General features: G+C 31.6%; 18 protein-coding genes and 2 pseudogenes. 3 read left to right on the top strand and 17 right to left on the bottom strand.

Features of this window, described 5'->3' with window-relative positions; genetic code table 11:
• Nucleotides 1-73 precede the first annotated feature (73 nt).
• From CD155_RS08445 to CD155_RS08390, 12 genes and pseudogenes are all read right to left on the bottom strand, one after another.
• Nucleotides 74-850, bottom strand: a pseudogene (locus CD155_RS08445) (HAD-IIB family hydrolase).
• Nucleotides 851-1,884: 1,034 nt separating this feature from the next.
• On the bottom strand, nucleotides 1,885-3,138 hold the full coding sequence (locus CD155_RS08440) for an aminoacyltransferase (protein WP_103213059.1): 1,254 nt from the start codon (nucleotides 3,136-3,138) through the stop codon (nucleotides 1,885-1,887).
• Nucleotides 3,139-3,166: 28 nt separating this feature from the next.
• Entirely contained in the window at nucleotides 3,167-4,420 is a 1,254-nt protein-coding gene (locus CD155_RS08435) for an aminoacyltransferase (protein WP_103213058.1), read from the bottom strand.
• A 270-nt stretch (nucleotides 4,421-4,690) separates the two neighbouring features.
• Nucleotides 4,691-5,349 (bottom strand): annotated as a pseudogene (locus tag CD155_RS08430) (type 1 glutamine amidotransferase domain-containing protein).
• A gap of 92 nt (nucleotides 5,350-5,441) precedes the next feature.
• Nucleotides 5,442-6,173, bottom strand: coding sequence for a tryptophan synthase subunit alpha (gene trpA / locus CD155_RS08425; protein WP_172605829.1), 732 nt, complete (start codon nucleotides 6,171-6,173; stop codon nucleotides 5,442-5,444).
• Nucleotides 6,166-7,374: a tryptophan synthase subunit beta gene (gene trpB, locus CD155_RS08420; RefSeq protein ID WP_103213057.1), complete on the bottom strand. Its 1,209-nt coding sequence runs from the start codon at nucleotides 7,372-7,374 to the stop codon at nucleotides 6,166-6,168. The genes trpA and trpB overlap by 8 nt, the downstream gene beginning before the upstream one ends.
• 1 nt (nucleotide 7,375) lies before the next feature.
• Complete coding sequence (locus CD155_RS08415) at nucleotides 7,376-7,999, bottom strand: phosphoribosylanthranilate isomerase (RefSeq protein ID WP_103213056.1); 624 nt, start codon at nucleotides 7,997-7,999, stop codon at nucleotides 7,376-7,378.
• Entirely contained in the window at nucleotides 7,996-8,778 is a 783-nt protein-coding gene (trpC, locus tag CD155_RS08410) for an indole-3-glycerol phosphate synthase TrpC (protein ID WP_103213055.1), read from the bottom strand. Before trpC ends, CD155_RS08415 begins: the two co-directional genes overlap by 4 nt.
• A 2-nt stretch (nucleotides 8,779-8,780) precedes the next feature.
• A complete protein-coding gene (gene trpD, locus CD155_RS08405; RefSeq protein WP_103213054.1) occupies nucleotides 8,781-9,776 on the bottom strand; it encodes an anthranilate phosphoribosyltransferase in 996 nt (331 codons plus the stop codon).
• A gap of 2 nt (nucleotides 9,777-9,778) precedes the next feature.
• The gene (locus CD155_RS08400) at nucleotides 9,779-10,345 is read right to left on the bottom strand and encodes an anthranilate synthase component II (protein ID WP_103213053.1); all 567 of its coding nucleotides are present in this window, start codon (nucleotides 10,343-10,345) and stop codon (nucleotides 9,779-9,781) included.
• The gene (locus CD155_RS08395) at nucleotides 10,342-11,748 is read right to left on the bottom strand and encodes an anthranilate synthase component I (protein WP_103213052.1); all 1,407 of its coding nucleotides are present in this window, start codon (nucleotides 11,746-11,748) and stop codon (nucleotides 10,342-10,344) included. The genes CD155_RS08400 and CD155_RS08395 overlap by 4 nt, the downstream gene beginning before the upstream one ends.
• A gap of 490 nt (nucleotides 11,749-12,238) precedes the next feature.
• Complete coding sequence (locus tag CD155_RS08390) at nucleotides 12,239-13,276, bottom strand: M42 family metallopeptidase (protein WP_103213051.1); 1,038 nt, start codon at nucleotides 13,274-13,276, stop codon at nucleotides 12,239-12,241.
• Nucleotides 13,277-13,423: 147 nt separating this feature from the next.
• Between CD155_RS08390 and CD155_RS08385 the strand changes: the two genes are divergently transcribed.
• Nucleotides 13,424-14,515: a prephenate dehydrogenase gene (locus CD155_RS08385; protein WP_103213050.1), complete on the top strand. Its 1,092-nt coding sequence runs from the start codon at nucleotides 13,424-13,426 to the stop codon at nucleotides 14,513-14,515.
• A gap of 82 nt (nucleotides 14,516-14,597) precedes the next feature.
• Here the strand turns inward: CD155_RS08385 and CD155_RS08380 are convergent, their stop codons facing one another.
• Nucleotides 14,598-15,860 (bottom strand): Y-family DNA polymerase, encoded by a 1,263-nt coding sequence (locus CD155_RS08380; RefSeq protein WP_044466273.1) that lies wholly within the window; start codon nucleotides 15,858-15,860, stop codon nucleotides 14,598-14,600.
• Nucleotides 15,861-16,017: 157 nt separating this feature from the next.
• Between CD155_RS08380 and thmT the strand changes: the two genes are divergently transcribed.
• Nucleotides 16,018-16,203 carry a 2-hydroxymuconate tautomerase gene (gene thmT / locus CD155_RS08375; RefSeq protein ID WP_103213049.1) on the top strand — a complete coding sequence of 62 codons (186 nt, stop codon included), beginning with the start codon at nucleotides 16,018-16,020 and terminating at the stop codon, nucleotides 16,201-16,203.
• 96 nt (nucleotides 16,204-16,299) lie between these two features.
• Here the strand turns inward: thmT and CD155_RS08370 are convergent, their stop codons facing one another.
• Nucleotides 16,300-17,292 (bottom strand): LCP family protein, encoded by a 993-nt coding sequence (locus tag CD155_RS08370; RefSeq protein ID WP_002442751.1) that lies wholly within the window; start codon nucleotides 17,290-17,292, stop codon nucleotides 16,300-16,302.
• Between the two features lie 136 nt (nucleotides 17,293-17,428).
• Between CD155_RS08370 and msrA the strand changes: the two genes are divergently transcribed.
• Nucleotides 17,429-17,932, top strand: a complete 504-nt coding sequence (msrA, locus tag CD155_RS08365) for a peptide-methionine (S)-S-oxide reductase MsrA (protein ID WP_037541434.1) — start codon at nucleotides 17,429-17,431, stop codon at nucleotides 17,930-17,932.
• 51 nt (nucleotides 17,933-17,983) lie between these two features.
• Here the strand turns inward: msrA and mprF are convergent, their stop codons facing one another.
• The 3 genes from mprF to glcT form a co-directional block, all read right to left on the bottom strand.
• On the bottom strand, nucleotides 17,984-20,506 hold the full coding sequence (mprF, locus tag CD155_RS08360; protein ID WP_103213048.1) for a bifunctional lysylphosphatidylglycerol flippase/synthetase MprF: 2,523 nt from the start codon (nucleotides 20,504-20,506) through the stop codon (nucleotides 17,984-17,986).
• 318 nt (nucleotides 20,507-20,824) lie between these two features.
• A complete protein-coding gene (locus tag CD155_RS08355; RefSeq protein ID WP_002442748.1) occupies nucleotides 20,825-22,039 on the bottom strand; it encodes an AI-2E family transporter in 1,215 nt (404 codons plus the stop codon).
• Between the two features lie 162 nt (nucleotides 22,040-22,201).
• Nucleotides 22,202-23,053: a glucose PTS transporter transcription antiterminator GlcT gene (glcT, locus tag CD155_RS08350; protein ID WP_103213047.1), complete on the bottom strand. Its 852-nt coding sequence runs from the start codon at nucleotides 23,051-23,053 to the stop codon at nucleotides 22,202-22,204.
• Between the last annotated feature and the right edge of the window lie 185 nt (nucleotides 23,054-23,238).

The raw sequence follows: 23,238 nt of genomic DNA, 5'->3' as shown, positions 1-23,238 counted from the left end.
CTCTTACAACGTGTTTGATAATGTTCAAACCTTAATTATTGTAAGAGGCTTTTTAATATAGTTCATATTTAATTTAACTTTTGATAGCTAAATAGTTATCTAACACTTTACATATTGCATCATTCGAATTATCAATGACTTTGATATTAGGATTTTTCAAAAATGACTGATGTTCAACCAGTGCATTAGCCACAAAATAACCTTGCGAAGCGTTATCTAACATGTGAATATCATTATGATCGTTACCAAATGCAATATAATCTGTATCTGAACCTATTAAATATTGAATTGTCGTATGTTTATCGATACCTTGAGCGGTCACATCAATATATGATTCATTGAAGTGATAAATAAGCTCAATACCGTCTGATTCTGTTTTCAAAATCTTAGCAATAGTATCGAAGTCATCAGGTTTAATATTCAAAAGGATTGCTTTAATCGGATCCTTAATGTCATCCATATGTAAAGCCTGTGCAGTACGATTAGGATCGATACGTTGATAAATTTCATTATCAGCATTTAAATTCGTTGAATAATTGAATTTATCATCAATAATATACGACAATCCATATTGTTTAATGAGGTGTTTAATGAGGTTAATATCGTGTTAATTGATTTCCGAAATGATTTCGATTTGTCCGGTTTTAGATATAATTGAGCCATTACCACCAATTAAAGTATAATCTGCAAATTCAGGAATCACTGGTAGCAAATCTCTTATAGGACGTGCAGATGCAAATATAACTTTATGGTTTTCATCGTTGAGTTGCATAAGACGATTTTTAATAGATTGGTCAATATGATTACCGTCAAAGCAAATCGTACCATCAATATCGAAAATAAAATTCATGAACGTGTCACTCCAAAATGATAATAATGAATCTAGTATAGCATATCGATGATGTCTTGAAACATAAAATTACTAACGGAATGATGATGCGTTGTTTGTTCATGGTTAAGGATGTATTTGAAACTGATAAGAATTTTTGAAGTGAGAAACACACAGATAATTTAAACGTAGAATAATAAGGATATAATTGATGATAAGAACTCAGCTTAGAATGAGAATGTAAATGAGGCAAATACTAAAGAGGTAAGCCCCCTATAGATCTATACATAACTTCCTATAATATATATTATGTAAACTAAAATATTCAAAGCTAAATATGTTCCAATATTTAACGTTATTCATCCTCATTATTTAAATATCTATCCTTGAGTGATTTGTAATTTAATCTGCATCACATTTACTAATCTAATTCATTTATGAACATGCGTGTTGAATCAACATAAAACTAATTCTTTAAACTTCATAAAGATACACAACTCCATTTGCTAAAGATACAGTATTACATATCAACATTCATCATTTAAAATTATAGGATGCCCAATTGCGATTTAAATTTAGAAAACAAAAGTATTTAGTCGAAACCCTTAGAAACCCTTAACTATATGTTTAATAAATAGCAGACACTCTATAGGTTTACATAATACTTTTATAATCACCTATTTTGCTGCACAAAGGTATATGACATTATATAAATTGCTAATGTAACGTTTTAAAGTTTCATTTCTTATTATTTTTTAAGTATTGTTTGTTGGTTAACATTTACATTATGACTAAGTTTTTATTTCATAAATCAATGACATCATTATACTAATTTAATAAGCTAAGTTATAAAAACATTATTAAAAATTAATCAATAAGTATTATTGTATCATTTTACTCATATGCTATGATTAATTATGTAGGGTGCAACACGATTTCGACAACTTAGATTTAATATACCTACATTAAGCCATTTAGAGTTTACCAACCCTTCTCTAAACGGCAAAAGAGCATATTGGCTCTATCCCAATATGCTCTACTTTTTAAATATATAGTTATTTTTTTATCTTTTTACGTATACGGTTTAATGTCGTGAATAACCAATATTTCACTTTATTAATTGGTTTATAGAAATCTCCAATTAATTCCTCAATTTGAACATTAAATCCTCTCTTGAAGCGATAAACACCATAATCTTCACTATCTTCAGTAAAGTCCCCAGATAAACCATAAAAATTATATCTATCGTAGCCATTGTCAAAGCAATAATTAATCATATGCCAATGCATTGCGTAAGGTCCCATGTACTGATTGTACTTTTCTGAAGAACCTCCAGAGAAATAATTGACTTCATAGGCATTAGCAAAGTATACACCTGCAGCTAAATTTAAAATAGATCCATCAGTTTGACGAATTTCACTTGCATTAAGTAATTCTTTTTTATCATGGTCAATCTGTTTATCTAATTCGGCGATTTTTCTTAATTGCTTATCGTTTTTGTTTTCTTTAGCCATCATATCATCACGACGATTTTCTTTGTCATTGAGTGTGTGTTGAACTTTTTCTATGTATTCATCTAAGTCAATATACGCTAATGGTAATAAAACCTTATCACCGTAGTGATTAATAAAGTTATAGAAATACTGATCTGTTTTAGAAACAAATCCAGTTCTAGCTTCAGTTTCACGATATAAATCTAAGAAGATATCGAATTCATCTTTATCGAGAAATCTCACCTTAATTCCATAGTTTATCGCTTTATTTATATTTCTTTTACGTTGGCTATCAAATTCTTTTTTCAATGAAGCAGGCGTTTTACCTTCTAAATCAAGCACACCCATCCATCTTACTTGACTAGAAGCATCATACTCTGTAGTGAAACCATGATGTTCATAGCCATGTGATTTTAATAGGTTAACTAAGGCATCATTCTTTTCTGTTAAAGGATTGATGTCTTTATCATACAATTGATACATCCAATAAGGATCTAATTTTACATACAAACATTGATGCTGATGTAAGTATCTTTCTAATTCTCTTAAATAAAAATCAACCAAACCTAAATCTGAATAATCCATGACTGGACCACGGTTAGAATAATATACATAACTTCCCATTGTAGGAATTTTAGAGAAAAGACTTGCTGCGATTACTTTATTATCGTCATCTTTCACACCTAATAATACAACTTGGAACCCATCTGCTTCACGCGTAGCAATATTTTCCTTCACCTGAAAATAATGGCTTTCTAATGATGGATTTTGTACAAAGTTTTCAAATTCTTTTACTGTTAACTCTGTAAATTTCATAATTAGATAATTCCCTTCCTAAAAAAATCTATTTCTTTAACTTTTTAAGTGCGTTGTAGATTGCATACATAGGTTTATTTATTGGTTTGATAAAATCACCTACATATTCAATAACATCAGCGTTATAGCCTTTTTTGAACTTAATTACTCCTACGTCTTCAGCGTTTTCACTGAAGTCCCCACTTATTCCATAAAAATTATAACGATTAATGCCATGTTCTAAAGCGTAATTAATCATTTTCCATTGAATCGCATAACTACCTGCAAAATGGCGGTAACGATTTGAAGTACCACCGGCATAATATACTACTTCAAATGGATTGATTACGAAATAACCAGCTGAGATAGGTAGCTCATTCCCATGTTCTTGCTGTAAATTTTGAGCTTCCTCTATCTTCTGTTGATTTGCATCTAGCTGTTGTTCAAGATTTTCTTTTTTGTTATACGCTTTTTTATTTTCAGGTCGTTTCTCAATATCTTTAAGCGCTTTGTTTAAATCTTTATTTAATACGTCTCTCTCAGTATTAAGTTCTTCTAAATATTCATTGAAATCAATATAAGCTAAAGGTACTAATACTCGATCTTTAAAATATTTGAATCTATTGTAATAGAAGCTATCGTCTCTGTCAGTAAACTCTTTTGTTTCTGTCGTATCTTCCATAAATGATCTAAAAATCGGTAATTCTTCTTCAGTTAGAAATCGAACTTTGACTCCATTTTTTTGTACTTTCTTGGTGTTACGTTTTCTTAAACTATCCATTCCATTTAAAACATCTTTTGCTGTTTTATTTTTTAAATCTAAAACAGAATGATATCTCACTTGTAATATAGGATGAAATCCTTTGTGGAACCCTTCATGTTCGTATCCTAAGTCTTCCATTTTATTGAAAAACCAGTCATGTCCAGCATTTTCAATAACTTCACCATCATGGTCTAAATATTGATAAGGAAGATAAGGATCGACTCTTAGATATAGACAGTTATGTTTTTTTACGTATTTACTAAATTCATTAAAGAAGAAGTGAACAAGTTCTTTATTATCATAATCAATTACAGGACCACGGTTAGAATAAAAATATTTGAAAAATTTCATGACTGGTACTGCAGTTAACAAGCAGGCTGCAATTACCTTATTCTCATTATTTTTAATCCCTACAAGATGTGATTCAGTTCCTTCAGCAACTTTAAGCTCATAATTGCCTTCCATCTGAGTAAAATGGCTATAAGGCATTTGATCTGTAAAGTCACCAAATTCTTTGGCTGTTAAATTTGTAAACTTCATTATCATAACTCCCATTTATATCTTTATAACTCTCTTTTTAACTTTTAAGGAATATAGGTCGTTCTCTTGCATATAATATGTAATCATTTTGATGATCCATGTTAACTATATTTCTAATCTAGACAAGTATACAATAGATATTACCAAAACTAAAATATTAACTGATATAAAAATTGTACTTAATTGATAACCAATGCAATATTGAAACTTTTATGTAAAAAATAATATGGACTGAACAAGGTGTCGGTCCATATTATTTTGTGTTCATTTTTATTTTAATGCATTTACGAGTGCTTTACCAATGACTTCACTTGATTGAGGATTTTGACCAGTAATAAATTTACGGTCTTCTTCTAAATGAGACGTAAAGTCATCACTTGCTACGAATCTTGCGCCTTGTTCTTCTAATTTAGATTGAGTTAAAAATGGCACTTTTTCTTCTAATCCCATAGCTTTTTCTTCACTATCTGTAAACGCTGTTAATTGAATACCATCTACTAAATATTTACCATTGCTTCCTTTAACTCCTACAAAAGCACTTGGTCCATGACAAACTGATGAAATAATTTTATCTTTATCTCTGAAGTGTACTAAAATATTTGCAAGCTTTTCATTATTAGCAAAATCAAAGACTGTTCCATGACCACCTGTAAATAAATTGCATCGTAGTCATCAGCGTTGATGTCATCTATACTTGGTGTATCATTTAAGTGTGATACGAATGTACTATATTGATTTAATAATTCATCTGAAGTTGAATTTGGATCTAAATTAACATGTCCGCCTTTAATAGAAGCTATCTCAACCTCAATGCCTTCTTGAGTTAGAATATCATAAGGTTCGCCTGCTTCTTCTAACCATAAACCCGTTTCAGTACCATCAGGATATTGATTAGTGCTTGTTAGAACGAATAATACTTTTTTACTCATTCTTATTCACCTCTTTATAATTTAATTATGATTTATATTTACCCTGACACGTACTTCATTATTCAATTTATATTGCTATTTTTATTATTGTTTTATAGAGCATCTAAAGTGCGTCTTATACCATTTACATATTGTTTAAATTGATTAACATCATTTTCTGCTAATCTTTTTACAATTTCACTACCAATAACAACACCATCGGCTACTTCTCCTATATCTTTCACATGTTTTTCATTTCTGATACCGAAACCTGCAACAACAGGGACGTCTGCAATGTCTTTTAACATTTGAATCTTATTTTTTAATTCTGGATGGAACTGCCCATTTTCACCTGTTGTAGCATTCATAGTTACAGTATAAATAAAACCTTCTGCTTTTTTCGCAATGGCTTTCATTCTTTCCTTTGAAGTTGTCATAGCTATTAGAGGAATAATTTTAACTTTATGATTTGGAAAATCTTTTTTAAATTTTTCAATAAGTTCAAAAGGTAAATCTGGAATAATTAATCCAAATACACCTGCTTCTACACATTTATCTAAAAATTGTTTCTCTCCATAGGAAGAAATAATATTATAATAAGTCATTAAAATATATTTAGAAGTAATGTCACGACTATGATTGATCAATTCGTTAAATATGAAATCTACATTTACGCCCTCTGCTATTGCTTTAGCGCCTGCATTCATAATTGTTGGTCCGTCAGCTACAGGATCCGAAAATGGGACACCTATTTCGACTATATCTGCGCCTGCTTCACTTAATATTTTAAGGTTCTTAATAAAGTTCAAATTACCCATGATATATGGAATAAATAATTTACGCATCCTTTTCACCACGACTTTCAATGTACGTTCTGATTGTTTCCATATCTTTATCTCCTCTTCCAGAGACTGTCACAACAATTATTTCATTACTTTTCATTTGTGGCGCTAACTTTTCAACATAACTCAGTGCATGAGCGCTCTCAATCGCTGGAATAATTCCTTCAGCTTTTGAAAAACGAATTAATGCTTCCATAGCTTCTTCGTCTGTCGCACTCACGTATTCGACACGTCCTATATCATGATAATATGAATGTTCAGGCCCGATACCAGGGTAATCCAAACCAGCTGATATAGAATGTGCTAATTCTATTTGTCCATAATCATCCTGAATAAGATACATTTTAGAACCATGAAGTACACCTGGTCTTCCCTTACCTATCGCTAATGCATGCTTATTTGTATTTGCTCCTTCTCCGGCAGCTTCCACTCCAAATAATTTAACATTATCTTTAATAAATGGATAAAACGTTCCTATAGAGTTGGAACCACCACCTACGCATGCCACAATTGCATCTGGTAAACGTCCTTCCTTATTTTGTATCTGTGCTTTAATTTCATTTCCAATCACACTTTGAAAGTCTCTTACCATGGTTGGAAATGGATCAGGTCCTAAGGCTGAACCTAATAGATAATGTGTATCATCTACATGACTCACCCAATATTGTAAAGCTTTATTGACTGCATCTGATAACGTCCCTTGCCCTTCTTCAACTGCAACTACTTTCGCTCCTAGAAGCTCCATTCTAAATACATTCAATTGTTGTCGTTTAATGTCCTCTTTCCCCATAAAAACAATAAGATCCATATCGAATAATGCTGCTACCGTTGCACTTGCAACACCATGTTGACCTGCTCCTGTTTCAGCGACTAACTTTTTCTTACCCATGCGCTTTGCTAAAAGCGCTTGGCCCAGTGCATTATTAATTTTGTGAGCACCGGTATGATTTAAATCTTCACGCTTAAGATAAATCTTAGCCCCTTCCAATTGTTCTGAATAAGACTTTGCATAAGTAAGAGGTGTTTCTCTTCCAACGTATTCCCTCAGATAATAATCAAGTTCTTCTTGAAAGCTTTGATCTTTTTTGGCTACATGATAGGCTTTCTTAAGCTCAATAATCGCTGGCATAAGCGTTTCGGGCACATATTGTCCTCCATAGTCACCAAAAAATCCTAAATCATCAACTTCTGTTTGAATTTTCATGTCATTCATCCCCTTTTAAGAATTCAATAATTTCCTTCATTTTTGTTAGATCTTTTTTATTATTTGTTTCAATCCCGCTCGCAATGTCATAACCCATCTGTCCAAGTTCAATTTGATTAAGTTGTTTTAAATGTTTGATATCTAGACCTCCAGCAATTAAAAACTTAGCATCTCGGATATGAGTTAGCATATTCCAATCAAATACTTTCCCTGTACCACCATAATTCTCTGTAGGTGTGTCTATAATAAATAAGTCCACATAACTCTCGTATTTTTTTATATTGTCATTTAATTGATAATCAGCAGGTAATGCTTTAATTATCTTAATTTCAGAATTTAAATGTTTAATTTGATTGATTAACTTTATACTTTCATTTCCATGTAATTGAATGGTATTGATATCCGTTTCACTTATGATTTCAGTCACTAATTCCAACGTAGGATTTACTACAACTGCTACACGATCGATGCAATGCGGAATAGACTTTGTTAAATGTTTGATTTGATTTATGGATACATGTCTTTTACTTTTAGGAAAATGAATAAAACCTACAGCATCAACGTTCAAATCCTTCACTTTTTCAATATCTTCATCACTTTTAAAACCACAAAATTTTACTATCATTGGCGTACCTTTTCTAGTTTTAAACTTGGTAAAAATTGACTCAAATCATCACATTTCATTAAAGCTTCTCCGATTAGTAAACCATCTATACCAGAGTTTAAAATGGTCTTAACATCATTGATGCTATGAATCCCACTTTCAGAAATGTAATGAAAACCACGTCTTTTAGCTTTTAAAATTTCATTTGTGTGTTCCACTTTGATCACAAATCGTTTTAAATCTCGATTATTGACGCCAATGATTTCTGGTGAAAGTTGATATGCTTTTTTGAGCTCATCTTGATCGTGTACTTCTACTAAAACTTCTAAACCTAATTGTGTTGCATAGTCATATAACTCTTTTAATTCCGTATCTGAAAGAATATTGACAATTAATAAAATAATTGAAGCACCAGCTTTTTTCGCTACATCAATTTGTATTTTATCTATAATAAAATCCTTGCAAAGTACAGGTAATTTGGTTTCTATTGTAAGTTCGGTTAAACGTTCAAAACTCCCTCCAAAGTACTTCTCATCGGTTAAAATAGAAATGGCATTAGCTCCATATAACTCATATTCTCTGACTTGAGTATGCAAATTTCTCTCAGGTAATTGATTTAATGTCGGACTTTTAGACTTTATTTCAGCAATAATAGATAAGTTTTTATCATTCTTCAAAGCGTCTATCAGTTTAGTTTTATTGGTAACATCTACTTGTTTAAGTTCATCCAACTTATGCTTATAGTAACCTTTATTCAACAATTCTTTTTTATACTCTACTATTTCATTCAGTATCGTCATGATTAGACCCCCATCTTCAAATACTGTTTCATAGCTTGTCCACTATCTATGAGATGACGAGCTAATTTTATACCACTTTGAATATCGTTGACTTTTTCAGCAACATAAAGTGCGATTGCAGCATTTAGTAATACCACATCTCTTTTACTCGACTTATCATTGCCGTTTAAAATATTTATTGTAATTTTTTTATTTTCTTTCGGCGAACCACCGATTAATGTTTCATTTTCAGCCAAAGTTAAACCATAATCTTTAGCATTCATTGTGTATGTCTTAATAGGTTCATCTTGATTAATTTCATAGATAATATTATTTCCAGATAGCGTTGCTTCATCCATTCCGTTTGCGCCATGAACTACAATTGCTTTTTTTCTACCTAAATCTTTAATGGTTTGTGCAATCTTATCAAGTTGCGTAACATCATAGACCCCCATCACTTGATAAGTAAGCTTAAATGGGTTAATTAAAGGACCCACTAAATTAAAAATAGTAGGTGTATGAATGCTTTTTCTTACTGGTTGGAGATGTTTCATAATCGGATAAGAGTCAGTTGCGCTGATAAATGAAAGACCTCTGGCGTTTAATTCTTTAACAACTTCGTCTACTTTGCATGTTTGAATGCCCATTTCTTGTAAAACATCTGTACTCCCTGATTGAGACGTAACACTTCTATTTCCATGTTTAACTACTGGCACGCCTGCACTCGCAACGATAAATGCAACCGTAGTTGAAATGTTGAAACTATTCGAGCCATCACCACCTGTTCCACATACACACATTGCGCCTTCATAAAACGGTTGAACTGGATACATGGTATGAATGAGATGTTTGACTAAATATGTAAGTTCACTTTGTTGCATTTCCTTTTGAGTATAGAATGTTAAAATTTCAATTTTTCTTTCATTACACACTTGTGGATTGAGTAACAGATGAATAAATTCTTTCATATCCTCTTCTGTTAAATGTTTATTTTCTTTGATTTCTTCTAATAATTTCATTGTCAGTTTCCTCTCGTTGCAATTTTTATAAAATTATTAATGATTTGTTCCCCATTTTCTGTAGCAAAAGATTCTGGATGATATTGAATACCATAGTGCTGTCTATCTCTATGTTGGAATGACTGTATACAATCTTCAGTACGTCCAGTGATTTCTAATTCCTTTGGAAATTGATTAGGATTGCTTATGAGCGAGTGATATCGCATAATTTTAAATTTTGAAGGCAGTTCTTGATATAGTGGCGTTGAACTTATTATTTTTAAATCATCGACCTTACCATGCATAATTTTTGTCCCTTGAATCACTTCACCACCGTAATAACAAGTTAATGCTTGCGCACCTAAACATACACCTAAAATCGGTTTATTTTCGAAATATTCAATTAATTTAATGAGTAAATTATTGTCTAGAGGGTGCCCTGGACCAGGTGAAATAATGATGGCTGAAATATTCGTAAGTTTAAAAATATCAACATCATCTGGATATTTAACCACTACCTCTGTTCGTTTAGCTACAATATCTACAAGGTTATAAGTAAATGAATCATAATTATCTATTATTAATATCATGGAGTTACCTCCAAGAGACTTTTTGCTTTTAATTTCGTTTCTTCTAGTTCCTTTCCTGGAATTGAATCATAAACTACGCCACAACCTGCTTCAATATCAACCTGATTCTCATCAATTAACATCGTCCGAATCGCAAGTGCAAAATCTAAATTGTGATTACAATTAATGTAGCCAACGCCCCCACTGTAAATCCCTCTCTTATGCGGATTGGCCTCATATATTCTTTGTATAGCTCTTAATTTTGGCGCTCCAGATACTGTGCCTGTAGGTAATAAACTTGCTATGACACTCATGGGCGATAACCCTTCTTTTAACTCACCAACAACTTCACTCACGATATGCATCACATGTTCATATTTTTCTATTTCCATTAATTTAGTAATTTTAGAAGTACCTATTTTACTAATTCTATGAATATCATTTCTTCCTAAATCAACGAGCATACTATGTTCACTTCTTTCTTTTTCATCATTCAATAATAACTCACTATTTTTTTCATCTTCTTCTAAGTCCTTTCCTCTCTTGATAGTTCCAGCTATAGGATTCGTATAAACCCAGCCATCTTTTACTTTCACAAAACTTTCTGGTGAACTACCAACAATAATCGGTATATCTTTATTAATGTAAAACATATATGGACTAGGATTCTGTCTCTTTAATTTTTGATAGAGTTGAAAAGTCAGTTGTTGTAAATGATGATGAAAGTGATGTTCATAACTATAAATTCTGGAAGGTACGACTTGGAACATATCTCCTTCAGTAATTTTCTTCTTTAAAGCTTTTATCGTTTTTATAAATTCATCTTCTGGTATATTCGCCTTTATTTTTCTGTTTTCAGTGTTAAACTCAATCTTTTCATATACTAAATTTATATGCTTTAAATCTTCAATTCTTTTTTCGACATCTTCAAATAATTCATCTTTTGATTTATTAGAAAATAGATTGGTTGCTATCACATATAATTCATCTTTGTAGTGATCAAAAACGTAAGTATTTTCAACTAAATAAAATTTCACATCATGATCTCTATGATCTGAAAGCTTTATTTCTTGTAGTTTTTCAAATTCATGTCTCACAAGATCAAAACTACACGTTCCTATAAACCCTGCAATAAATGGTAAGTCTCGCAAGTGTTCATCTTCAATATCTGTATAATATTTGTTCACGAGACTTTTTAAATAGTCATAAGGTTTTTCTGTCACTTCTTTTTCTTCATATTCAGTTTTTATCATTAATTGATGATTATCTAATGTGACTGAGCCAAAATCATCTAACACTACAATAGAATATCTTCCCTTTAATTTATCTTGGTTCGTACTCTCGAAGATAATTTTTGATGTTTTTAATTGCGCTAATGCTTCTGGTGTAATCTGCGCATTTAATTTTTTGTAAGCTATATCCATAGTTATCCTCCTTTTAATAAAAAATCAGCATCCTCAAATAGAAGGACGCTGACGCGTGGTACCACCTTAATTAGTTGACTATTCGAAACACAATCAACTCACTCATTGTATTAATTCACTTTTATCCACAAAACCCAATTTCTCTAAAGAGGGTGTTAGTTTCCATTTACCACTAACTTTCTTATACTACCGATTCTTTAGATACTACCTTTTGCTTATAATTAAAAACACCACAATAACGCTTATCATCTGTAAGGACGCGTTACCGTGGTGCCACCTTAGTTAACAAATTTTATTGTTCACTTTAAAATATGATATTTAAATTTGAAAGCCCAATTCGTCTATTATACTGTGCTAATTTACATCAACCATTAGCTTTCTGATTTCTACAAAATATAATAGCTACTTTTACAATCAAATTGTCTGATATTTCTAATTATTTAGTATCATACCTAGATAAATCTATTTTGTCAACTTTAATTAATATAATTTATTTATTAATTGGCGATAAACAATACGCATAAAGTAAATTTTGAGTAGCGGTTATTGAATCGATATGCGTTCTTTCCATTGCGTGTGAAGATTCTATTCCAGCTCCAAATAAACCATGGCGTATGTCGGCTCCTGCTTTTAAAGCTGCTGATGCGTCAGAACTATAGTAAGGATAAATATCTATCTTATAAGGAATATCGTTTATTTTACACAAATTAACCAAATGATTTTTTAATGCTTTATGATATGGACCAGAACTGTCTTTTGCACAAATTGAAACTGTATATTCATCTGAAGACTGCCCTTCTCCAAGTGCTCCCATATCAAGCGCTATAAATTCTACAATACTATCTGAAATCGTAGCATTTGCTCCGTAGCCTATTTCTTCGTTGTTAGAGATATAAAATTGTGTGGTATGTGGCAATTTGGTATTTTCTTCTTTAAGCTTTTTCAATAATTCTATTATAATTCCAACACTAGCTTTATCATCTAGGTGTCTAGATTTTATAAAGCCTGAAGAGGTAATAATCGTTCTTGGATCAAATGATATAAAGTCGCCTACTTCAATACCCAAATCTCTTGTTTCTTGTTCAGAACTGGTAATTTCATCAATACGTACTTCCATGTGTTCACTATTTCTTGGTATTTTATGATTATCTTTATAAACGTGAACACTTGTTTCATGAAGACATATCGTACCAGTATACGTTTGACCTGTTTGTGTCTGAATTTCGCAATATTCTCCTTCAATTGCGTTAAAATGAAATCCGCCTATTAAATCTAATGCTAATCTACCGTTCTCTTTGATCTCTTTAACCATTGCTCCTAGTGTATCTACATGAGCTGTGATACATCTTTGCTCACTGTTATTAAGACCATCAACCGTAATAATTAACGCACCTTTATTAGTCAATTCTGTACGGTAACCTAGATTCTCAGCTAAATGTTTCAGATAATTGATTGCCTCTTCAGTATTGCCAGATGGACTATTAATTTCGGTTAATTGTTTGATTGTTTCCATAACATGAGTCAACATTATACCCCCTCTTTAAATTACATTATATTTTAAACTAAATAGTCTATTTAATCTAATAAGTACTAGCTTCTTTAATTATGTTGATTACATTGGCACTCTCATATACAATATTACTATTCTGAAAATTTCGAAATAAGGTGATTTTAGATGCAACATATCCTATTTGTAGGTCTAGGACTTATTGGTGGTAGTTTAGCGAGTAATTTAAAATATTATAATTCTAACATTAAGCTTTTAGCGTATGATGCTAATGAAACACAATTAGACAAAGCATTGTCCATTGGAATTATCGATGAAAAAATAACTAATTATCAGTATGGCGTAGAAAATGCAGATATCATTATTTATGCTACTCCTGTAGAACAAACCGTTAAGTACCTGAAGGAACTACCTAATTATAAAACTAAGCCCCATTTGATTGTAACTGATACGGGTAGTACAAAATCTACAATCCAAGCTTTTGAAAAAATATTGTTAAATAATAATATTCATCTTATCGGCGGTCATCCTATGGCAGGTAGTCATAAATCTGGCGTATTAAATTCGAAAAAACATCTGTTTGAAAACGCATATTATATCCTGGTGTTTAACGAAAAAGATAATAAAGCGTCAGCTGAATATCTAAAGAAATTATTTAAAACTACATTAGCTAAGTTTATTACTACTAATGCTAATGAACATGATTATGTTACAGGTATAGTAAGTCACGTCCCTCATATTATCGCTTCTAGTTTAGTTCACTTAAGCGCTAATCATGTCAGTCATCATACTTTAGTAGAAAAATTAGCTGCCGGTGGTTTTAGAGATATTACTCGTATAGCTAGTAGTAACGCTCAAATGTGGAAAGATATAACTTTAAATAATCAAAATCATATCTTGTCTTTGCTCCACGAACTAAAATCTCAAATTACCTCTTTCGAAAATATGATTATCTCTAAAAATGCAGAAAATATTTATGATTTTTTCGCAGAGGCAAAACAATATCGTGACGAACTACCCGTTAAACAACGTGGTGCTCTATCTATTGCGTATGATCTATATGTAGATATTCCGGATAAAGCGGGTATGATTAGCCAAGTTACTCATATCTTAAGTTTACATAATATTTCTATAAGCAACTTAAAAATTTTAGAAGTGCGTGAGGATATCTATGGTGCTCTTCAAATTAGTTTTAAAACTCCAGAAGATCGTGAACGTGGCATTGAAGCGTTAAAAGACTTCGATACGTATATTGAATAATATTTATCCCCTAAAATATTGCAGAACTTTTTTGCTTGCAACTATTTTTAGGGGATTTTTTAATGTCTCTATTATTCATCACCTACATTTTATGTCCAGCCATGAGACCTAATCGACCATGCTTTGTTCCAGCTTCAGTATAGGAAGTAGCTTTAGAAACAATACCTTTGCCATACTTCAAATGTAAATGGTCAATTGTTTTAGCAAGTTTTTCATCTCTTTTGCGTTCATATTCGTCGATAAATAAATTAAGTTGGCGATCTTGCTCATCAACAAATTGTGTCAAAGATATACTTAACGTTCTATAAAGTGCATTTTTATCACATAATCGATTGGCAAAATAATTAACCACCTTGAAAATATCCCTTTCTAAATTTGTAGGATCTTCCAAAGTATATTGTTTGTGTACGCCTCCTTCATCAGCATAACCAAAGGAAAAATGAATTGTACGTGCTAATTTTTTTTGTGCTCTTAAACGACTTGCTACATCTTCAATAAGTTCTTGCATGACTACTTTCGATTCTTCAAATTGATAATCTCTCATTAAAATTTGACTTTTACATATTGAAGGGTTTGTAACTTTATATTTTTCTCTTACTTTGCTTTGATCAATACCATTAGCATGTAAATGCATATCCACACCTAACACACCAAAATCTCGTTTCAAATAGCGATATGGATATTTTGCTAAATCTCCAATCGTAAATATGCCCCTTTTGTTCAACTTTGCCTCCGTACGTCTATTAATTCCCCAGAAATCTCTTAAAGGTTGAATTGGCCATAACTTTTCAGGTACATCTTGATAGCGCCACTCCGCAATTCCATCTTTGGTATGCTTTGCCTCTATATCCATAGCTACCTTGCTCAATAGCATGTTGGAGCCTATCCCAACAGTACAATGAATACCTGTCTCTTCTAATATTTCTTTTTTTAATCTTTCACAAAATGCATAAACCGTGGAACTAAATCTATGATAACTATCAGTAATGTCCATAAAGAATTCGTCAATACTATATTGATGTAAATCTTCGGGTGGCACATAACGTAAAGCAATTTTCGAAATAGCAACAGAAACATTCAAATATTTTCTCATACTTGGATTAATAATATAAATATCACTACGATGTGGTATTTCAAAAAGTCTTGAGCCTGTTTTAATCCCAATTTCCTTCAATTTTGGTGTCGCTGCTAATACCACAGAACCTTGTCTTTTAGTATCGGCTACGACTGCCAATTTCGTTTCTAAAGGATCTAACCCCTTTTCCATACACGAAACACTCGCAAAAAAGCTTTTCTGATCAATACATAATACATCTCTATCCTCTAATAGATTATAGTCATACATAACTACGCCTCCCTTACAAAATCTATTATATACGAACGTGAGTTCTCATTCAATGAAAATAGGAACAAATGTTCTGTTTTATTATGAGCAAACCTTTAGATAACTTTCATGCTATACTAAAGAAGAACATTTCAATTCATTAAGGAGGATGTTATATATGCCTATCATCAACGTGAAATTATTAGAAGGACGTACAGATGAACAATTAAAAAATTTAGTGACTGAAGTAACGCATGCTGTTGAGAAAACAACAGGAGCAAACAAAGAAGCGATACATGTGGTCATTGAAGAAATGAAAAAGAGTCACTATGCAGTTGGCGGAGTAAGAAAATCTGATCAATAAAACGCAAAATCCCTGAAACACGAAGCATGTTATCATAATTACTTCGGTCTCAGGGATTAAATTAATTTTTATCAATTATTTATTTTTCTCATCATCTTAGTTATTATCATCAAAGAACTCTTGGATTGCTTTTTTGTTCTTCTCTTTATCGATTTGCAGTGCACTTCCGTCGTTGTTCGTATTAATATCTTGATACGTATTCTTAACAGGCACTGTTAAAGATTTAACATCTTTATCTCCTCGAATACCAAAACTTAATCCAGTTTGGAAAATAGCTGAATTAGGCATGTCCGTATTAACATAACCTCTCAAAATACCTGCAACTTTCGGCAGTTTTGCAACTGTATTAAAATTCACTAACTCTTGTTTTAAAGTTTGCATAACTTGTTGCTGGCGTCGAACACGACCGAAATCGCCTTCTGCGTCATGACGGAATCTTGCATAACCTAATAACTCTTTACCATTTAATCTATGATGTCCTTTTTTCAATGATACTCCTATATTGGCAGACATATCCTTTTCTACATCCATAGGAACACCATTAGGTTCTAATTCATCAATCATTTTTTCAAATCCGGTAAAATCTACAACTGCATAATATTCAGGATTGATACCTAAATTTTTATTAAGTGTTTTTCTTAATAGTTCAGGGCCACCCAGTGAGTAAGCAGCGTTAATCTTATATTTGTCATATCCCGGAATATCTGCATAAATGTCTCTCATAACAGACATCATTTTCATTTTTTTATTTACATAATCATATTGCATGACCATGATTGAGTCAGTACGAGATTTCCCGCCTTGTGCTTTATCCGCACCAAGTACAAGCACAGAAATCTTACCATCATTTTTTACGGCGCCATTAAATTTATGCACCTTGACATCTTTTGCATGTTCTTTAGCATATTTCATACCACTATTGTATTGATGTACGATATATACAATGAGTGCAATAAGAATGATGAGGAAAATTAAAATGATAAAAGGTAATTTGCGTAGTCGTTTGTTCTTTCGTCGCCTAGAAGGTGTCGATGTTGTGCCTGTGTGACGTCGATACTCTGTTTCTCTATTATCCTTCTGTTGTGTCATATTTACCTACCTTATATCTTCAAAATTACATACCTATATACTATAATTAATATGTATTAACGTTATAGAAAAAGTATTCAAATTGCAAGAGTTTTTTTAACAAATGGTACTAAGGTCCAATGAAAGGATGTCACAAATGAATATTAATACGGCATACTTTGCTGGTGGCTGTTTTTGGTGTATGACTAAACCTTTTGACACATTTGATGGTATTGAAAAGGTCACTTCTGGTTACATGGGCGGACATACTGAGAATCCAACATACGAAGAAGTAAAAACCGGTACTACTGGTCACTTAGAAACAGTAAAAATAGAATATGATGTAGCTCTTTTTTCATATCATAAACTATTAGAAATATTCTTTTCCGTTATTAATCCATTAGATGAAGGTGGACAATTTCAAGATAGAGGTTCTCAATATCAAACAGCTATCTTCTATTCCAATAAAGATCAAAAGAAATCAGCTGAGGAGTATATTGAAAAACTTCAAGACAGTTTAAACGCCGACAAAGCGATAGCGACTCGAATCTTACCCGCTTCAACATTCTACGAAGCAGAAGCATACCATCAAGATTTCTATAAAAAGAATCCCGAACGCTATGCAAAAGAACAACAAGATAGAGCAAATTACTATAAATAAGATAAATAGCGATTGTAATGAATAAACAAATTCACTACAATCGCTATTGTTTTATTTATGTCTAATGACTCTCATAACTTTTAACATACTTTCCCACAAGGAACTATCCTTTCGATAAACTAAAAATCTTGGTTCCCAGTTAGGTCCATACTTTTCCTTATAACGTCTTAAACCTTGGAATCGATATAATCCATTGAAATGTTCGAACACTCGTCCTGCTAGACGTTCTCTTAAATAAGAGTAATGTAATTGCCCCACATTTGAAAGTGTAGCCATTCCCATATTAAACGCTTTATATCCCTTTTCTTGACCCCATAACAACATATGAAGATAAAGTCCGTCCATTAGAGGCAGATCAAGTTCAGGAAGCCATCTAATTAAATCCACAGAAATAGCATCGTTGAAATGTGTCGGCATCAGACTACAAAATGCAATCATCTTACCATATTGATCTCGCATGACACCAATTGGCGCTTTAGAGAGATAAGGTTGTGTAAATTGTCCTACAGAAAAATGCATTTCATCTCGTCCATCTAACCATCTATCACTGACATATTTAAGTTCATTAAAGAAATCTTGTGAGAACGGTGGTTCAATAATTTCAAAAGAGATATTTAAATCCTCAATTTTGTTTAAAGTTGCCCTAAAGCCTCGACGTTTTTTACCAGAAGTCGTGAAAGTGGTTAAATCAATAATTGCTTCCTCTCCCAATTTGAAAAATTGATTTCCAAAATTGTGATAAAGTGGCATGTGACGATCACTAATTTGATAGAAAATAATATTGTAACCACGATATTCAGCAAATTGATAAAATTTTTCCAATAAAGATTCAAATGTGTTGGGATCTCCAATTGGATCGCCTAGTACTACTAAAGTATTGGATTTATAACGGTACATAAGAAATGATTTTTCATTTTCATCGATAAAACAATCTTTATCTCCACTATAAACAAGATGACTCAAATAATTTCCACCATATTCATGAATGATCGACTCACAAATTGATACATCAGTCATACGATGAGGTCGCTCGAATTTATAATCGAAAAGCCACGCAATTAAACCAACAATGAGAATTACAATTAAAATCGTAATCCAGAAGTAATATCTTAATAACGACGTATCTACTTCTATGTGATAAATATCTAATGCATAGAGTGTTTCTGCAATTAGAAAATGATTTAAATATAAAACAATCACACTTACTACTAACATTAAAACTAACTTTCTGAAACGGAAAGGACGTTTAAGAACTTGCGCACGACGATAAGCTAAAACTAATAATACAAAAATAAGCACAAGCCAAGTTAATAATAAGAACGACGCATACGTGTAAATTGTAGCTGCAACAATTAAAATAATAGAAATCATCGCAAAGATAATCGCACGTCGACTCTGTTTAAAAATACCTCTCACGTTCAAGATAAGTAATAAACAAGCACTCGTATGAATGGCTAAGGTGATATAGTAGGCAAAGTGATTATCATCATATAAGCCGTCATAAACAATCGTTAAATTATTAATAAAGAAAATTAAACTTGTTAAAAACACTAATGTTGCTAATGAAAATGAAGGTATTTTAGCTAAAATGTCTTTCTGATAAGATCTTAAAAATGACGTAAAATCTTTCGCAGGAACATAATATTTCGAACCTTCAATATATTTCTTAGCAGTTGTACCAAATTCAAAGGTAGATAATACAAGTGCAATAAGTACTGGCACAAAATAATACGCAAATCGATAAAGTAGTAAAGCTAAAAGTATTTTTTCTTCAGATACGCCTAAAGATTTAAGACCAAGTAATACAACTAAATCGAATGCCCCAAATCCACCTGGAATAAAACTGACTAAACCAGATAATGCAGCAATGACGAAAATACCAATAAACGTCATAAATGAGACGTGAATACCAACGATAAGTGCAGCAAAGTAAAGCACTGTAGCTGCCGCCATCCACTCTATACAAGATACAAGTGTACAATAAACACCCATATAGCGATTAGACTTATCCGCTGGTTTAACAATTGTATAAATAATAAATATTGGGAGGAATAACGCCACAATATATAAAATCCAACGTACCCATGTGATTTTATCCATCATGTGTGATGCATTAAATACATGGAGAACGACTAATATGGACAAGAGACTAAGTCCGGTTAACATGGAAATTAATATAATTGAAATATAGTGAACGAGCTTTTTAGTATCATGTGTATAATTTTTATATACGAAAGCTCTAACCCCTGCGCCAATAAAGCCACCGAAACCTACAATCGCATTTAAAGCATTGATAATATAACTTACTCTTAATACTTTCGGTATCGGCATTTGTAATTTTAGTGATTTGACTAAAATGATGTCATACAGTGACAGGAGGATTAATGAAGCACCGCCACCTGCAAATAATAAAACAAGCCACACTCGATTAATTTTGCCAAATTGCATCAAAGTATCCTTAAAGTTTATATGCGATAGCTCACGATACAATGTGAAGATGACAAAAATGAATAACGCTGTGGCAAAGATAAATTTTAATATGGAAAATAATTTACTTTTTAATTCTTGCGTCATTTTTTCACTTCAATTCTAATTTAAATCTATTACATGTCAAAATATATCATAAAGCCAGCCGTTATAGAATATAAATTGATAGATATGTATCTAACAGAATTGTAATGCAAAGTAAGATTACATGAATTTGATGAAAATTTTATGCAAAACAGGTAAGTGAATCCTTTGAAAACAACTTGTTAGACACACAATTTTAATAAAAAAAGAGCGGAACAGAAATATAATTTAACAAAATTATATTCGTCGTCCCGCTCCCAACTTGCGCTGTTTTAAGACTAATATATTAAATGATGTCTCAACCTCGATTAAACACCACAACTAATCAGTAATTTCTTCTTCTTGTTTAATACTATAATCCCCAGCATCTTCCCCATAATAACGGTTATATCTACGTTTAAATAGTAAGAAGATATGAGAAACTAATACTTTTAATACAGCATAAAATGGAATACCAATAATAACACCTACAACACCCATTAAGTTACCTGCACATAGCAAGATAAATATAATTGTTAATGGATGAATTTTTAACGTTTTACCCATTACGTTAGGTGAAATAAAGTGTCCTTCAAAGAATTGAACAAGTGTCCATACAATGGCTAACTTAAGCAACATTAATGGAGAAGTAATAATTGCGATAACAATTGCAGGCGAAATTGCGATTGTTGGTCCCAGATATGGAACAACACTTGTTACGGCTGCAATACTTGCTAAAACTAAGGCATATTTTAATCCGATAATGGAATAACCTATAAATAATAAAACGCCAATACAGAATGAAACGATGATTTGTCCTTGAATATATGAACCAACTTGAACGCTCATTTTTTCAAGTAAATCATGGAAGTCTTTTCTGAATTTTGGAGGCATAATTTTTGTAGTATAGTCTTTGAAGCGATGACCATCTTTTAACATAAAGAATAAAACGAAAGGTGTCGTTACAATAACTACGCCTACGTTTGCTACTGCCTCTGCAAATGATGCAAGTTTCGAACCAAAGCCATCAAAGTAATCTGATAGCATCGATGGAATTTTCTTCTGAGCTGACTCTAACCAATCATTAATTTGGCCCATATAGCCAGATAGAAGTGAATTATTTGTAATCTTATCTACTGATTGAGTGATTTTACTTAAATAATGTGGAGAGTTCTTAATGAAACTCTCTACTTGTGAACCAATTAATGGAATAAGTAAGTTCACTATCAACGTAATAATACCTACTATAGCAACATAGATAATTGTAATACCAAGTAATCTAGGTATTCGATAACGTTCCATTAAATTCACAATTGGATTAAATAAATAGAATAAGACTAATGAAACGATAATAGGTGCAGCAATCGTGTTAAAAACAATTATAAATGGTTCAAACACATAAGACACTTTATCAAAGATAAAAATGACTATACCTAGTAACACAAGTGCAGTTAAACCGTAAATAAGGTCATTGCCACCTAAAAATCTCATAAATCTTGATTCAGAAAAGCTAAAAATATGTTTTTTCTTTTCACTGGACTTATTTTCATTTGTCATTAAATTCACCATACCTTACATTTATAAGTCAATTGATATTGAGATTTGTATTAAGTTAGATTAATAAACGAATTTGTTTAAAAATACAATAATCATCATAACACAAAACAATTAAAGTTAATCATATTTGTTTGAAAATAGTAAAATAAATGAGCCATTCATTCATCGTTTAATATTTATTTGTGCTTCAAAATGATAAATATGTAATGCGAGATATACAATCTCAGATTCATCTATAATAACGTCAAATTGTCTTTGAATCATTTTCAATATTTTATAAGCAGTATTAAAACATTGCGGATAAAGTTGCTTAATCATAGAAATAAAATTGTCCTGAGCGGCGACATTTTCACCTTTAGTTAATCTATAAATTAAAAATTGTATGTGTCTGATAAAACGCTGATATTGAATTGTAGTTTTATCAATTTCGTGATTTAAATCCGTTTCAATAATTGTCATAATTTTACTTATCAATTTATTAATTACTGATATATCATGCATGGATAAATCTTCAGAATTAGAAGCTATATGCAATGCAATAAAGCCGATTTCATCTTCAGGAAAATATACATCTAATGTCTGGTTCAAATTATTAATCACTTGTTTAGCAATTTGATAAGCATCACTATATAAATGTTGTGTTTCTATTGCAAAAGGATTAGAAATCACTTGATTTTGTTTTAATCTTTTATATGCGAAAATAATATGATCCGTGAGTGCTACAACTAAACTTTTATCATCAGTTCTAATCGCAGCATCAGAGATAATATTAACTGATTCAATTACTGCCTGTACAACGTGGTCTTCTCCCATTTCAACCAACGTTTGATAGTGTTCTTTTTGTTGCTTCTGTTCTAATTTATAAACCTTTTCAATGGAGGCACTATCATCTAAAGTCATCCCCACTTTCTTATTAAACCCAATCCCTTTACCAATTAAGACAACTTCATGATTATCACTTGTGCATATGATGACGTTGTTATTTAGTGTTTTGGTTATCTCATATCTACTCATCATAATCACCTTTCTATTATCATTAGTAAGATTATAATGCTATTTTTTGAAAATGAAAAGCGACTTATGAAGGCACATATGTATCATTCATAAATTGAAATTGTACAACAAAATGTATCATTCGATATTAAACAAAAAGAACGACTTGATAAGCATATGAATGCCTCAAGTCGTTACGTTTACTT

The organism is Staphylococcus caprae, from assembly GCF_002902725.1.
Classification (GTDB): Bacteria; Bacillota; Bacilli; order Staphylococcales; family Staphylococcaceae; genus Staphylococcus; species Staphylococcus caprae.
Note: the sequence above shows the minus strand (reverse complement) of the source record. Positions and strands in the feature narration are given on the sequence as shown.